We start from the raw sequence: 13,051 nt of genomic DNA, 5'->3' as shown, positions 1-13,051 counted from the left end.
AATGACCGCTAATTATCAACAAGCAGAGCTTATTGATAATAATTTATGAAACACTTAGTTTTTGAGGATTGGTAGTGATTGGCTCAAACACAGTCAGGTAATTGATTTGATGATGAGGCTAGCCTCATCGAACTCAGGTTTAACCCGTTGGCGTAGCCTCTCCGACAGGAGATACTCACGTTAACTAGTTACTTGCGAGGCTAGATCCCCGACTTCTCCAAGAAGCGGCTCGCGCTCGTCGGGTTTCCCGACGGTTTAGCGAGACAAGACAGTCGGGGATCCGATCTGTCCTAACCACCTGGCTACACGGGTGGATCTTCAGGTGCAGGGGTGGGTAATAACTCATCCCGCAAGCGGGCGATAATCGTGGCATCATCAATGCGATCGAGTATTTCGCGGATGACGGTATTTGCTCCCAATTGACCCCAGGTAGCACCTGTGGATAGATAAGTCTGAGCAGCTTTGCCGACCATATAAGCACCATAACCAGCGATCGCACCTTGGACTGCACCTGCACCGAGATAGCCAGGTAGAGCAGCAACATTGAACGTACCACTGATGATGAGTGCAGTGGTTTTGCCGACGCCAAAGACGACGCCAGTGGCTAGCTCACCTAGCAATAAACTGGCACTACTAAACACAACACCACTGAGCAGCTTGCGAATCTCATACTTGGTCATCGGGAGATTGTATAACTTCGCCAGCGATCCGATCAGGATCGCATCGACAACTACGCCACCCAAGACATCAAAAATGGCGATCGGATTGGCAGCAACGGCGATCGCCTTATACTGAGCAAATCGCCACACTAGAGTATTAGCCTCTGACTGCATCCCATCGAGGGTGATTTTTGCCAAATTACCTTCAGCTAAGCGCGCTTGAACCAGTGCATTGATTGCCAATAACGATCGACCCTCCCGTGCGAGTAGCTCTTGAATTTTTTGCTGGAGGGGGGCGATTTGGGGGGTGGGCTGTTCCCACTCATATTTTTTGGTGCCATCGGGATATTCGATCCGCACTTGGATGGGTGCGGGATCTGCGGCTACCATTACTACTTCATCCGCCGATAGCAATCGTTGCAATAATTCATCGCTGACGGTATCGCCGCTCAAGTTTTGTAACTGCTGATAGATAGTTTGACGTTCTTGTTCGGGATAGAGATCGGATTTATTAAATACTAACAATAATGGTTTTTGGGCGAGGCGCAATTCGCGTAAGGCTTGATATTCTAACTGCGTGATATCACCTGCAATAATAAACAAGATCAGGTCGGCTTGGCGGACGACTTCGGCAGCCATTGTCGCGCGGGCTTCGCCGTCGATCTCATCCAAACCAGGAGTATCGATGAGGTCAATCTGGGTAGTACCATCTGGCGACCAGCGGATCGATCGCGGAAATCGGGTGACGCCGTTGAGTGGCCCAGTTTCTAAGACTTTTTCTCCGATCAAGGCGTTGAGGACTGCTGATTTGCCGCGACTGACCAATCCAAATACGGCGATGCTGTAACTAGTCTGTTCGAGCTTGGTTAATGTGTACGCTAAGGCGTCTAAATCGCTCTGCAAGCTGGGAGAAACTGTACCGACTTTTTCGGCGGCATAACGAGACAAACTTTGCTGTAAACTCGCTCTAGCGCGATCGAGATCTAATGATGTAGGTGCGGGAGAATTGGTACTTGTCTCAAGATTGCTCATGTTCTAGCTGCACGGCGGACTTATTCACTAGGCTAGCATCAAATTAGGTTCTAACGGATAGTTGATAGTTATTCATCATTTATGTCTTTATGTCGATCTCTGTACTCCTACTGCCCTCCCACCCAAGAAGTAAACAACCGTGCCATTCACCATTCACCATTCACCATCCACCATCCACCCTAGATCGCTTCAACTTGACAATGAGGACAATAGTGCGTTCCCCTACCGCCTAACCTGATTTTAACTATTGGGGTACCGCACACCCGACAGGGTTGTTTGGTGCGATTGTATACCCACGCCATGCCGCCATAATTGCCATTGGTACCCTGAACGCTGAGATAATTGCTAAAGGTAGTACCGCCTTGGTCGATCGAGGTTTGGAGGACATTTATCGCCGACTCATGCAACAGTTCGATCTGGGCAATCGTCAACTTATTTGCAGGCGTGCTAGGATGAATTTTGCTCATAAATAGAGCTTCATCGGCGTAGATATTCCCCAATCCGGCGACTAAGCTTTGATCGAGGATGACGGTTTTGATATTGCGCTGGGACTTCTGGAGTTTGGCAGCAAAATACTCGACACTAAACGCCAGATCGAATGGTTCTGGCCCCAATTTTGTCAGCCCTGTCATCACTTGCTCTAGCTGCTTGCTGGGGGGAATCCACCACATTTGTCCGAATGTGCGCTGATCGACAAATCGAATCTCCCAATCTTTGCCCAGAAACAATCTCACGCGGGTATGCTGGTGCAGCTCTGTCTGGCTCTGTACCCACAGCAATTGCCCTGTCATGCGTAAGTGTACCCCCAACCAGCCAGCCGCCTGCTGTGTCTTGGTTGAGATCAGTTGGGCGGACAAATATTTGCCTCGGCGGTGCCAACTCTGGATCTGAGTGTGTTGCAAACCAAAGTCAAACTCTTGAGGTGTTTCGGGATGAGCGATCGTCCGTGCTAATAATATCTCAGTGCCAGTAATCCCGCGATCGAGTGTATACCGATCCAAACCTCGACGCACTGTTTCGACTTCAGGTAATTCTGGCATTAGTGGTTAGACTAGTAACTAGGGTCTATCCTAACCGAGATTAGAAATGCTTCGACAAATTGGTGAATGGTGAATGGTGGATAGTGGATGGTGAATAGTGAGCATCCTTACCACTTTCAGTCCCCCACTTCATAGCTAGTGCAAATTGTGAAAAGTGACACAAGTATCCCCTCGTCCCCTCGTCCCCTCTACCCTCGCCTGTGAACTCCAGCTTCGACTCCGAACACTTACTATTTACGCCTGCTACACCCGATCGAGATGCGATTTCGACGATCTTTGCGTTTCCCAATACCTATACAGTGGGGATTACGAGCTTGGGTTATCAGGTGGTGTGGGCGACTTTAGCCATGCGATCGGATGTAGATATTTATCGATTATTTACGGATGTGCGGGAGTCCTTACCGCGATCGCCTGAACTGGTCGGATTTTCACTGTCTTGGGAACTGGATTATGTGAATATTCTCAACTTATTGGAGTCTCTAGAAATCCCCTTGCGGAGTGGCGATCGCGGTGACAACGATCCATTAACATTTGGTGGTGGGCCAGTTTTAAGTGCCAATCCCGAGCCGTTTGCTGACTTCTTTGATGTGATTTTAGTAGGCGACGGAGAAGATTTGTTAGGAAATTTTATTAGTGCTTATCAACAGGTACGGACAGCCGATCGACTTACCAAACTCAAACATCTGGCTCAAGTACCTGGAATTTATATTCCTAGCTTATATCGAGTTGAATATGACGAGCATCTGATTACCAGTATCATCCCGATCGATAGTAGCATCCCACCAACTATTACCAAACAAACCTATCGCGGTAATACCCTTTCTGTCTCCAGCGTCGTAACTGAAAAAGCCGCCTGGGAAAGTATTTTCATGGTCGAAGTCGTCCGCAGTTGCCCAGAGATGTGTCGATTCTGTTTGGCAAGCTATCTGACCTTACCATTTCGGGTCGCTAGTGTCGAAGAATCGCTAATTCCGGCGATCGACAATGGCTTGAAGGTGACAAATCGGCTCGGATTGCTCGGTGCGTCGGTGACTCAACATCCAGAGTTTCCAGCATTACTAGAACACCTAGCCCATCCCCAGTATGATGATGTCCGGTTGAGTGTCTCTTCAGTACGAACGAATACCGTCACGGTGCGACTGGCTCAAATCCTTGCTCAACGGGATAGCAAATCACTGACGATCGCCGTCGAAAGCGGCTCAGAACGCATTAGAAATATCGTTAATAAGAAATTAGCAACCGATGAGATTTTTCAAGCTGCTAGCAATGCTAAAGCGGGTGGATTGAAAGGATTGAAACTGTATGGAATGGCGGGGGTACCTGGTGAAGAAGATAGCGATATCGATGAAACAGTGACGATGCTGCGATCGCTCAAAAAAGCTGTACCAGGATTGCGACTAACATTTGGGTGCAGCACTTTTGTACCGAAAGCTCATACGCCCTTTCAATGGTTCGGAGTAGATAAAGCAGCAGATAAAAGAATGAAGTTACTGCAAAAACAACTTACACCAAATGGGATCGAATTTCGTCCTGAGAGTTATAATTGGTCGGTGATTCAGGCGATAATTTCTAGAGGCGATCGTCGGTTGTCATCTCTACTCGAACTCACTCGTAATTATGGAGACTCGATCGGGAGTTTTCGACGAGCATTTAAAGAGTTGCGAGGCAAAGTACCGGAGCTGGATTTTTATGTCCACCAAACTTGGGATCTGGGTCAAATCTTGCCGTGGCAACATATCATCGGACCCTTACCGCAACCGACGCTGATCAAACATTTGGAATCGGCAACATCACAGTTTCGAGCGAGCCAGCATCAGCCACCAACAAAGCGAGTAAAATAGCTGACACGATCGACTTATTTACCTACAGTATATTCACTAGAATTATTGGATTGTCATCGAGCCGATTGCAGTATTGCAGTACTCAACCTAAAATTTTACTGCCATGCCTTTCTGAACTGCTGGACGTTGACCAACTAGCTCGAACCAACGCTGAAGATGGGGATATGCCACTAATGTCAGACCGCCGATCTCGGCGTTAGCAATCCAGGGAAAGGTGGCGATATCAGCGATCGAGTAGTCACCCGCAATATATTCATGGTGTGCTAACTGAGCATCTAAGACACCATAGAGTCGGAAAATTTCTTTTTCATAACGCTCGATCGCGTAGGGTATTTTTTCAAGGGCATGTTGTTTGAAATGATTGAATTGTCCAAATATCGGGCCAATACCACCGATTTGAAACATCAACCATTCCAATACTTGAAAATGCTCTTTTTGAGTAGTTGGTAGCAGTTTCCCCGACTGCTGAGCTAGATAAATTAAGATCGCTGCTGACTCAAAAATGGTCAGTCCCGTCTCTCGATCGATTATCGCTGGAATCTTGCTATTAGGATTAATCGCTACATATTCTGGCTGGAATTGGTCGCCTTTAGTAATATCTACAACATGGACGGTATAGGGAAGATCGATTTCTTCCAGCATGATTATGGGTTTACGTCCATTGGGGGTTGTGAATGTGTAAAGATCGATCGTCTTTCGGGACATTTTTTGGCTTCCTAGATGTGATTTGCTAAGGCTTCCACTAGGGCGGGATGCCGTCAGACTCGTAACCTACCAAAGGCTGTCCCGTAACGTGGCTGGCGGCATCAGCGCACAGCAAAACGATCGCCGTCACAGATCGGGAAGCAGGTCATCCATTATTACAAATCGATTTTGGCGTGTTCGGTCGAGTTTTCCTGCTCGCCAGTGGTCGCCGCTTTGACATAGCCCACAGCTTTAGCAACCCAACTTGCCGGAGCATCCCAGTACTCTGCTGTAGTGGCATTCACTTTCAGGAGTGCGATATCGGGTTCGTCGAGTTCTTGAGGGAACCAGGCTTTGAGTTCTGGTTGCCAGCGTTCCTGCATTTTAGCGCGGTCTGTGACCAGTTCGGCGGTGCCCGAGAGGGAGACATAGCACTGCTTGTCAGGTGCGGCAAAGCTGACGTTGACCTGCTCGTGGCGATCGACTTCGGTCACTTTGTGCGAACTACCATAGGTAAAAAACCACAGATCGCCATTGGCTTCGACTTCGCCATTGACAGACATCGGACGACTCCGTAAGGAGCCATCGTCATCGATGGTGGTCAACATACAGAAGTTAATATCTTTAATCAGGTCGCGAATTTTCGCCAGAGAGCGGTCGAGATCGGTTGCGGTTGTCATAATTTAGCTGCTACAAACATCCAGACGCGATCGAGCTGCGCTCAATGAGATCGATCGATTCCATACATATTGTAAACATCTCTACCAAGCGTGTGACATCTGTCGATCGAGGGATGTATCGCTCGATTGCAGGATGAGATCGAAAACTTGCCCTGGTGGGATTTACCACACAGGGCGGAGCAAATCGGTGAGCGATCGGCAGTGACGGGTTACATACTAAAATAGGTAGCCTGATGCCAACGGGCGGCGAGTAATGAGGATAAGTTTTCGACAGTGAGATTGGTTAAGTCAGGCACGATCAGATCGGCAGCATAAAAATCTCGATCGGCGACTGTGGCTCCAGGAGTGGCAATAGTCGTGAGTCCGGCAGTTTTGGCGGCACTGAGGCTGACGGGAGTATCCTCGATCGCGATCGCCTCATCGGCGGTGATGCCGAGCTGTGCGAGACAATAAACATAGGCATCAGGGGCGGGTTTGGGCTGAGCGACTCGATCGATCGTGACGACTTGGGCAAAGCGATCGAATGGCAACAATCCAGACAATGCGGCACCGATCGCATTGACATGTTCGCGGCTAGTAGAGGTACAAAATGCCACTTGGATATTGTCTTTTTTACAGGTATCGATTAGCTCGACTACGCCTGGTCGGGGACTGAGGGGGATATTTGCCAGTAATTCTTCAAACTGCGCGGTTTTGGCTTGGTGGAGCTGGGAAATCAGCTCATCTGTGACGTCTGCGCGGGCTGGGTCGGCATCGCGATAGGCGCGGATGCGGTTTTGACCGCCATTGATCGTGAGGAGGTCATGGTAGGTGGCGATGTCCCAGTGCCAATCGAGTCCGGCTTCGGCAAAGGCTTTATTGAATGCTTGCCGTTGGATGTCCGAGGTTTCGGCGATCGTGCCGATCGCCCCGAAGATTACTGCTTTGAGTTGAGCCATGTTGTTAGTTAATCGTTGATAGTTGGGCGATCGCTGTTTGTGGTAGTTAGTGGGGAAGCACCAAAGTAAGCCTTTGGTACTGCTTGCAGCGTGATTATTTGCGAGAGATGCTACTTCATTGCTAGATTGGCGGGGAGCGTAGTGGATTGATATCGATCGTTATTATGCGGCTTAGTTGTCATCGGTGTGTGACGACTTCTCCGTGAGAGATAAATGCCTCTTTGAGAGCAGTTGCGGCATCTGCTAAGGCGTGCGCGCATCGCCCCTCAAACTCCCCTGCACATATTGGTTGTCTGTAATGGACAGGGCATATGGGTTGCACTGACCTAGTGGCTACGGGGTAGGGTTTGGCTGGTGCTTGGTTGAGTGGGTTGGGTACTGTACCCTCCCCTACACATAGAAACCATGTTTTGCGGAGTCAATCTACCTAACCCCTAGAGCCTAAGACCTAAGACCTAAGACATAAGAACTAAAGCCTAGACCCTCAACAACACTGGTTCGGCGTCGATTTTAATCCGAAAGAGGGTGTAGGGTTTTTGGCGGAGGTCTTGACCTTTTTGGTATTTGGGTTGGCGGTGGAGTTGGTTGGCGATGATGTAGAGGTAGCCGTCGGTGGCGATCGACATGGTGTCTGTCCACATCAGGCGGGGGTCTTGGATCACGGTTTCCCATGCACCAACGGCTGCCATGCGGCGGAGGATGGCTTGTTGCTCGAAGTTGGTGGCGTAGACGTATCCTTCTGCATCGGATTCGAGTCCGTCGGCGCAGCCGCCTTTGTCGCCTTCGTTGGTGACGGTGGCGGAGACGGTTTCGGCGTCCATGTCTCGATCGACGAGGGATTCGATCGGGATGCTATAGAGGCGACGACTGATGAGGGGGCAGTAGTAGATGCGGGAGCCTTCGGCGTTGATGGCGATGCCGTCTGCGCCCATTTTCATCGGTGTGGTGGTGCCGTCGGCTTGGCGTTCCATCAGGGGTTGACCTTCGACAATCGGCATACAGTCGAGCAGGATCTCGGCTTTGGTGGAGGGGTCGTCGTGGAGTTTGCGCCAGCTCTCACCGGAGCCGAGATCGACGATGATGATGCCATTGGGACCTGTATCGGAGGAATCGGTGATGAAGGCGATACCGTCATCACCCTGGCGTAGATCGAAGCGGATGTCGTTGAGGTAGGTGGTGGGGAGGGCGACATCCTGGGGGAAGAGAATGGTGTTAATGACGCGATCGGTTGTCAAGTCTACACAGACCAATTTGGGGCCGCCATGTTGAGTGGGTTGGAACATCGGGCTACCTGTATCGAGCAGCCACAGGCGATCGAGTGGATCGATGACGACGCTTTGGACGGAGACGAGGGCGGCGGCGAGGTTGTCGGGTTGAGTCTGATTAAATTCCAGGCTGGGATAGGGGACGGCTTTACCGTCACGAATTTCGGCGACGGTGAATTCAACTTCATCGCCCCATTTAGGAAAATTGACAAAGATCCGCCCTTGGTGGGAGACGGTAACACCTGTGGGCATGGCACCATCGAATTGAGCGACGGTTTCAAGGGTGGCGGTGGGTGCGGCGACTGGTAATTTTTGTAATTGACTGACCATGGTGATTATTTGCTTGACGATCGAATATCGGTCGAATTGGTTACTATCAGGGCTGGGGGGCTAGCGGAAGGCGATCGAGTCATAGGTGCCGCTAAATAAGTTGCCGCGCACCATTTCACTATCCAAAAAGTCATGGGGAAAGCCTCGCTCGATCTGACTGGTGCGATTGAGTGAGGCTAACTGTTCTGGTGATAATGTCACGTCCAAGCACTTGAGATTGTCTTGGAGTTGCTCCAATTTACTCGCACCCAAAATCGGTATCATCTGGGGACTCTGCGCGAGAATCCAGGCGAGGGCAACGGCAGCGGAGGAGCATTCTAACTCTTTGGCAATTTCGCCCACAGTTTGGGCGATCTGGAAACTGCGATCGGGGATATTTTGACCGCGTGAGGTGGCTTTTCCGTCGCCATTTTGGGCATATTTACCCGACAGGACGCCGCCAGCTAGTGGCGACCACGGTGTGACAGCGAGATCGAAGGCAGTTGCCATCGGGATGAGGTCGCGTTCGGGGGTGCGTTCGATGAGGCTGTATTCAATTTGCAGAGCGATAAATTGCGTCCAGCCGTGCGCTTGGGCGAGAGTATTGGCTTGAGAGACGATCCAGGCGGGAGTATCAGAGATGCCAATATACATGACTTTGCCTTGGCGTACCAGGTCATCGAAGGCGCGCATCACTTCCTCGACGGGAGTAGTAAAGTCCCACGCGTGCAGCCACAACAGATCGATATAGTCGGTATTCAGGCGTTTCAAACTGCCTTCGAGCGATCGCATCATATTTTTGCGATGATTGCCAGCACCATTAGGATTTTTGTCACCTTGCCATTGACCTGTTAATGAATACTTGGTAGCTACAACAAACCGATCGCGATCGCTTGCAATCAGTTCGCCGACTATTTTTTCGCTGCTACCATTGGTATACAGATTGGCGGTATCGATAAAGTTGCCACCTGCTGCGACAAACGCATCAAACATTTGGTGGCTGGTATCTTTGGGCGCACCCCAACCCCAATCTTCACCAAAGGTCATCGTCCCGAGGCACAATTCGGAAACTCGCAGTCCACTTTTACCGAGTAGTTTATATCGCATGTTTGATGCTCCTGAGCTGTGTGTCTTGATGTGTCTGACCGATCGCTATTTGTGCGCGAATATGATTATTTATCTGCCGCACCAGGTTCGCTCACCTGACGGTACAGCTCGGCTTTGAGCGGATCGGGGAGGATTTTGCTGACGGTACCTGCAACCTTGGTCAAGAGGGATTCTGCCAAAACGCTATCTTTGCCATCCATGAGGGCTTCAAAGCCCATTCTGGCGACCTCTGCGGGGTCATCTTTGGGAGCCTTGTTAACTTTGGTATCTTCTAATCCTGCTCGATCGAAGAAGTTGGTGTCGGTGGCTCCTGGCATCAGAGCTGTCACAGTGACACCGCTGTCTTTTAATTCGTTGCGGAGGGCTTGGGAGAAGGAGTGAACGAAGGCTTTGGAGGCGGCGTAGACGGCTTGAAATGGCCCTGGCATCTGGGACGCGATCGAGGATGTAAACAAAATCCGCCCCTGGTGGCGTGCGACCATATCGGGGACGATACGTTTGGCAAGATGGACGGATGAGGCGATATTGAGTTCGATAACATTGAGTTCGGCTTGGAGGTCGGTTTCGATAAATGCGCCACCGACGCCGACTCCGGCATTAATCGCGATCGCGTCAATGGGTGTGCCAGCAGCCTGAATCTGCTGGTAGAGGCTCTCTACGCCTTCGTAGGTGGCGAGATCTGCTTGGACGGTTTCGACTTTGGCTCCCAACTGCTCGCAGGCTGCGGCTACGGCTTCGATCCGTTCTCCAGTTGATGTGACAATCAGATCGAAGCCGTTTTTGGCAAACTGTTTGGCTAGTTCATAACCGATACCGCTAGAGGCACCCGTTACTACCGCCAGCGGTCTAGTTGCAGCATCTGTGGTGGCATAATTTGTCATAACTATCCAAACTTTTAATTAATTTGATGGTTGACAGTTGAATGTAGATGATATCGGTCATAAATCTGAAAGGAGTTGCGATTGCAACTCCTTTTGGCTCCACAAAATTTAATTGTTCTCGATACTTTTTTCGAGTTCGTTCGCGCTGCGTTTGGCAACATCTGGATACATTTGACCGAACTCTTTGACGGCATCTGCTGATTGCTCGGCGATGCGTTCGAGTCTTTCACCTGGGTTGCCTTTGACTTCCCGTGCCTGTTTTTGCCATTCTCTGGTTGTTTTGGGTCGATCGGGATCTTCTTGATTTACTAGCCGATCGAGTTTATCGACTGTAGCTTTGCTAACTCGCTCTGGTGCCACTGTGGTGTTTAGCAGGATAAAACCGATCGCGATGACCGATAAGAACTGCCGTACTTGCAACTGCTTAAACCAGTCGCCGAGTTGAATTATTGTCCGCGCGATCGTCTTCATCATAATTATTGCCTCAATTACAGTTTCAAAATTTATGCTAGCTATGCTGCTCTTTATCTCTTATTAAGACTAACTACAATTGTGTCTAAAGCTTCTCTACCCAAAGGCAGAGATTAACTATAACTAATAGTGAAGTAAAGATTCAAAAAATTAAATTAATGTTGCGCTAAATCTAGTGCATAATCGATCGCCAGTTAGGTACCGATCGGTTCGGTATATCCTTGGATATTTTCTGGCTCGAACTGGCGCAAGATCCGATTGGCACGGTCTACAAGCTCGTTTGTACCTTGGACAATGACGAGATATTTACCAGCATTGAGTCGATTGCGATAGGGCAATGCGTCGCCACTCCCGATCGTCAAACCGACAGCACCGCCAGAAAAATAAGCACCCATAGCACCAGCCGCAGCACCAAAAATACCACCGATAATGTGATTGCCAATCGGGGCAATTGCTGGCAAAATCTCGATCGCGGTCAACCAATTAAATGCAAATCCAGCAATAAAGCCAAATCCCACCAGCCAGTAAAATTCGCGTTTGATTTCTTTACTAGCTGCAAGATTGGGATCGATTAATCCATAGTCATCAGCACTTTGATAACCATCACCTAAAATATTAATACCATCATTTGGTAAACCTTCTTGTTGGAGAGCAGAATAGGCGGCTTCTGCTTGAGATCGATCGGGCAAAACTGCAACGAGATAATTCATATCAAGTAGGGAGAGTAATGGGAGTGGGGAGAAGAGGTATCAGTAGTTCTTTTACCCTTCCCCCTAAAGCCTGCAAGGTTGCGCTGTCTTGACCCAAACACATGCGGAGGGAACCTCCGCGTGATTTGGGTCGCTAAACCCTCGGCAAAGCCTACGTATCGCGCATCCGCTAAAGCCTAAAACCTAATTCAACATTCCTGGCTTCAGCACGACCTTGATACAACTCTCTTTCTTGTGCTTGAAAATTTCGTAGGCGTGGGGGGCTTGTTCTAGTGGCAGCGTATGAGTGACGATAAATGTTGGATCGATCTCACCTTTTTGAACTCGATCGAGTAGGGGTTGCAAATACTTATGAACGTGTGTCTGTCCCGACTTCATCGTCAAGCCTTTATTCATAAACGCACCCATCGGGATTTTGTCAACGAAGGCATTATAACCACCAGGTACCGAAACACTACCACCTTTACGGACGGCGACGATCGCCTGACGTAGTGCTGTCGGGTTATCGGTTTCGAGCTTGACTGCCATCATCGCTTTGTCGTAGAAGCCTTCTAATCCCATCCCGTGGGCTTCCATGCCGACGGCATCCATTGCCGAATCGGGGCCGCGTCCGCCCGTCATTTCTTTGAGGGCTTCGCCGACTTCAACTTCTTCGTAGTTGAGCACCTCCGCCCCGCCAGCCTTCGCCATTGCCAGCCGTTCGGGGACGCGATCGATCGCAATTACTCGTTCGGCACCAAGCATGAAGGCACTCCGAATCGCAAATTGACCCACGGGGCCACAACCCCAGATCGCCACGGTGTCTCCTGGCACGATATTACAGTTTTCGGCTGCCATATAGCCAGTGGGGAAGATATCGGTGAAAAATACTACCTGCTCGTCAGTCAAGCCGTCAGGAATCTTAAATAAACCGACATCAGCAAAGGGGACGCGGGCATACTCAGCTTGACCGCCAGCGTAGCCACCCAACAGATGCGAGTAGCCCATTAGACCTGCTGGCGAGTGACCCATCACTTTTTCAGCCAACCAACCGTTGGGATTGGAGTTATCGCACAACGACCATAGATCGCGATGACAAAAGAAGCAGGAGCCGCAGGAAATCGTAAATGGGACGACCACGCGATCGCCAATTTTGACATTAGTGACTCTACTCCCTAGCTCGACCACCTCGCCCATGAATTCATGACCGAGGATATCCCCTTTTTGCATCGTCGGGTTCATGCCGTTGTATAAGTGTAGATCGGAGCCACAAATCGCGGTGGTGGTGATGCGGATAATCGCATCGCGCGGATTGAGGATTTTGGGATCTGGTACTGTTTCTACTTGGACTTTATTCGTACCTTGCCAGCAAACTGCTTTCATCGTTAGTAGTCCTTAATGGTGGTTGGTAGTTCTGATGGATAAACTCGATCTTCCTTTGCGCTCAGGCGTCAA

Annotated in this window: 12 protein-coding genes; 1 reads left to right on the top strand and 11 read right to left on the bottom strand. The window is 49.8% G+C overall.

Translation table 11 applies throughout. From position 1 onward, the window contains the following. Positions 1–302 precede the first annotated feature (302 nt). Both ACEW9I_RS05340 and ACEW9I_RS05335 read right to left on the bottom strand, forming a co-directional pair. Positions 303–1,691: a DUF697 domain-containing protein gene (locus ACEW9I_RS05340; RefSeq protein WP_373539325.1), complete on the bottom strand. Its 1,389-nt coding sequence runs from the start codon at positions 1,689–1,691 to the stop codon at positions 303–305. 179 nt (positions 1,692–1,870) lie between these two features. Then, the gene (locus tag ACEW9I_RS05335) at positions 1,871–2,731 is read right to left on the bottom strand and encodes a DNA-formamidopyrimidine glycosylase (RefSeq protein ID WP_373539324.1); all 861 of its coding nucleotides are present in this window, start codon (positions 2,729–2,731) and stop codon (positions 1,871–1,873) included. Positions 2,732–2,931: 200 nt separating this feature from the next. Between ACEW9I_RS05335 and ACEW9I_RS05330 the strand changes: the two genes are divergently transcribed. Further along, positions 2,932–4,572, top strand: coding sequence for a radical SAM protein (locus ACEW9I_RS05330; protein WP_373539323.1), 1,641 nt, complete (start codon positions 2,932–2,934; stop codon positions 4,570–4,572). Positions 4,573–4,659: 87 nt separating this feature from the next. On the opposite strand, the gene ACEW9I_RS05325 is transcribed toward ACEW9I_RS05330, so the two are convergent. The 9 genes from ACEW9I_RS05325 to ACEW9I_RS05285 form a co-directional block, all read right to left on the bottom strand. Continuing rightward, positions 4,660–5,277: a glutathione S-transferase N-terminal domain-containing protein gene (locus ACEW9I_RS05325; protein WP_373539322.1), complete on the bottom strand. Its 618-nt coding sequence runs from the start codon at positions 5,275–5,277 to the stop codon at positions 4,660–4,662. Positions 5,278–5,432: 155 nt separating this feature from the next. Next, complete coding sequence (locus ACEW9I_RS05320; RefSeq protein WP_373539321.1) at positions 5,433–5,936, bottom strand: pyridoxamine 5'-phosphate oxidase family protein; 504 nt, start codon at positions 5,934–5,936, stop codon at positions 5,433–5,435. 209 nt (positions 5,937–6,145) lie between these two features. Continuing rightward, a complete protein-coding gene (locus ACEW9I_RS05315; protein WP_373539320.1) occupies positions 6,146–6,874 on the bottom strand; it encodes an HAD-IA family hydrolase in 729 nt (242 codons plus the stop codon). A 476-nt stretch (positions 6,875–7,350) separates the two neighbouring features. Then, positions 7,351–8,469 (bottom strand): L-dopachrome tautomerase-related protein, encoded by a 1,119-nt coding sequence (locus ACEW9I_RS05310; protein ID WP_373539319.1) that lies wholly within the window; start codon positions 8,467–8,469, stop codon positions 7,351–7,353. Between the two features lie 60 nt (positions 8,470–8,529). Further along, on the bottom strand, positions 8,530–9,555 hold the full coding sequence (locus tag ACEW9I_RS05305) for an aldo/keto reductase (protein ID WP_373539318.1): 1,026 nt from the start codon (positions 9,553–9,555) through the stop codon (positions 8,530–8,532). 65 nt (positions 9,556–9,620) lie between these two features. Continuing rightward, positions 9,621–10,436 (bottom strand): SDR family NAD(P)-dependent oxidoreductase, encoded by an 816-nt coding sequence (locus tag ACEW9I_RS05300; protein WP_373539317.1) that lies wholly within the window; start codon positions 10,434–10,436, stop codon positions 9,621–9,623. A gap of 108 nt (positions 10,437–10,544) precedes the next feature. Next, on the bottom strand, positions 10,545–10,910 hold the full coding sequence (locus tag ACEW9I_RS05295; RefSeq protein WP_373539316.1) for a hypothetical protein: 366 nt from the start codon (positions 10,908–10,910) through the stop codon (positions 10,545–10,547). 191 nt (positions 10,911–11,101) lie between these two features. Then, a complete protein-coding gene (locus ACEW9I_RS05290; protein ID WP_373539315.1) occupies positions 11,102–11,617 on the bottom strand; it encodes a hypothetical protein in 516 nt (171 codons plus the stop codon). Between the two features lie 183 nt (positions 11,618–11,800). After that, positions 11,801–12,979, bottom strand: a complete 1,179-nt coding sequence (locus tag ACEW9I_RS05285) for a zinc-dependent alcohol dehydrogenase (RefSeq protein WP_373539314.1) — start codon at positions 12,977–12,979, stop codon at positions 11,801–11,803. Between the last annotated feature and the right edge of the window lie 72 nt (positions 12,980–13,051).

The sequence above is a fragment of the Chamaesiphon sp. genome (genome assembly GCF_041738855.1).
Lineage (GTDB): Bacteria > Cyanobacteriota > Cyanobacteriia > Cyanobacteriales > Chamaesiphonaceae > Chamaesiphon.
Note: the sequence above shows the minus strand (reverse complement) of the source record. Positions and strands in the feature narration are given on the sequence as shown.

Coding starts and splice junctions, on each gene's coding strand:
- ACEW9I_RS05340 (WP_373539325.1), bottom strand. CDS start 1,691: ATGAGCAATCTTGAGACAAGTACCAATTCTCCCGCACCTACATCATTA.
- ACEW9I_RS05335 (WP_373539324.1), bottom strand. CDS start 2,731: ATGCCAGAATTACCTGAAGTCGAAACAGTGCGTCGAGGTTTGGATCGG.
- ACEW9I_RS05325 (WP_373539322.1), bottom strand. CDS start 5,277: ATGTCCCGAAAGACGATCGATCTTTACACATTCACAACCCCCAATGGA.
- ACEW9I_RS05320 (WP_373539321.1), bottom strand. CDS start 5,936: ATGACAACCGCAACCGATCTCGACCGCTCTCTGGCGAAAATTCGCGAC.
- ACEW9I_RS05315 (WP_373539320.1), bottom strand. CDS start 6,874: ATGGCTCAACTCAAAGCAGTAATCTTCGGGGCGATCGGCACGATCGCC.
- ACEW9I_RS05310 (WP_373539319.1), bottom strand. CDS start 8,469: ATGGTCAGTCAATTACAAAAATTACCAGTCGCCGCACCCACCGCCACC.
- ACEW9I_RS05305 (WP_373539318.1), bottom strand. CDS start 9,555: ATGCGATATAAACTACTCGGTAAAAGTGGACTGCGAGTTTCCGAATTG.
- ACEW9I_RS05300 (WP_373539317.1), bottom strand. CDS start 10,436: ATGACAAATTATGCCACCACAGATGCTGCAACTAGACCGCTGGCGGTA.
- ACEW9I_RS05295 (WP_373539316.1), bottom strand. CDS start 10,910: ATGATGAAGACGATCGCGCGGACAATAATTCAACTCGGCGACTGGTTT.
- ACEW9I_RS05290 (WP_373539315.1), bottom strand. CDS start 11,617: ATGAATTATCTCGTTGCAGTTTTGCCCGATCGATCTCAAGCAGAAGCC.
- ACEW9I_RS05285 (WP_373539314.1), bottom strand. CDS start 12,979: ATGAAAGCAGTTTGCTGGCAAGGTACGAATAAAGTCCAAGTAGAAACA.